General features: G+C 46.8%; 1 protein-coding gene. It reads right to left on the minus strand.

Translation table 11 applies throughout. The features are described 5' to 3' along the window. Positions 1-199: 199 nt before the first annotated feature. The coding region (locus BVER_RS30995) for an argininosuccinate synthase-related protein (RefSeq protein ID WP_332309168.1) at positions 200-1,474 on the minus strand (1,275 nt) is incomplete at its 5' end.

The following is a 1,474-nucleotide window of genomic DNA, read 5'->3' on the forward strand; positions in this document are numbered from 1 at the left end:
GCGAAGTTCCAAACTCCCAGGAAACCATTCAGATCAATATTGCTTCTGGGAGTTCTGGGAAACACGATCTTCCGGCGGCCCCTTGCCACCCTTGACTTCGACTAATTCTGAAGGGCCGACTATGTAAAGTTATTTCCTGGACAGAAGACTAGTATGTTCGATGTCGCATCCCATACAATCAAAAGATCCAAAATCATGTTCATAAACCATATCGAGACGAAGAAGATCCATACACCGATGTGGGATTATATAGCTCGCGCAAACTGCGGGCACCGCGAAGACGTGCAACTTGCTTCTCCCAGCCATCCCGATCGGTCAAATAGCGGGGTTTATCGGCGCAGATTGAACATACGTCTGCCGCTCCTTCACGCAATATATATTTCACCGTACCAGTAACAGTCGCGGCTTGATAGGATATAAATTGATCAATAGCAGACCGTAATCCGGAAAACCAACGACCCTCGATCGCTTCGCGTACCCAGACCTGCTCTAGCAGCAGTTTCTCTCGCAGCAATTCTGAGTCTAGAGTTGCCATTTCTAGGTGGCGGTACGCATTCATCAGCAAATATGCAGCTGGAGCTTCACGAACCTCCAGCACTTTCTCTTCACCGTCAAGATGTTCGAGGCCACAATAACGACCGATACCGTAGCGGCCAACGCAATCATTCAATTGAGCTATCAAATCAATCAGTGGAAGCTCGAGATCATTGATTGCCACCGGAGTTCCCTCCAGGAACTTGATAGAAATCGGGTTTTGTGCCGCTGCAATCTCCGATCGGGCAGTCCAGGTAAATAGTTCATCGGGAACACGAAAATCCTCCGGATTTTCAAGAAACCCCGATTCGAACTCTCGACACCAAAGGTTTGCGTCTCCGCTGATGCCTCTAGCCTGGAACGCAGATAGCCCCGAATCGCGCAATGCGTCAATTTTCTCCTGTCGCGTAAGGACGGAGTATTCATATGGACTTCCGTAAAATCCATTGAATCTTAAATCATTGAGTGCCCCATTTAGTCGTCGCAAACTGTTTTGCGATTGGTTAGCTGTGTGCACAATAGATGTGCATTCAAACGTACGTGCCTGCTTGACGGCTATATGGCATATAATAGGACGCGATAGTGATGAACTAATCGGATACATCGCCATGTACTGTGCGTTACAGCGCAATGCCGGAAGTACTGCGGTCTGTGCAAAAATATTTCTACCGTCAATTACCACCGATCGCGCACCGAAGTGAGAGGCTATTCTTTTCAGATCATCGCGATTCACGCCATCACCCAAATCAACTGTCAAGGCTATGATCTGACAAACTTTATGTTTAGCCAATTCCATTAAAACGTAACTACTGTCAACGCCTCCGCTGAATAGAGTCAAAATGCATCCGCTGTTATTTGAAATATATTCGAGATCGGAAAAACTGCGAATTCTATATTGAATACTCATGGCTATCCTCCACGTACCGATGTTAATAAAGCG

The sequence above is a fragment of the Candidatus Burkholderia verschuerenii genome (genome assembly GCF_001189365.1).
Taxonomy (GTDB): domain Bacteria; phylum Pseudomonadota; class Gammaproteobacteria; order Burkholderiales; family Burkholderiaceae; genus Caballeronia; species Caballeronia verschuerenii.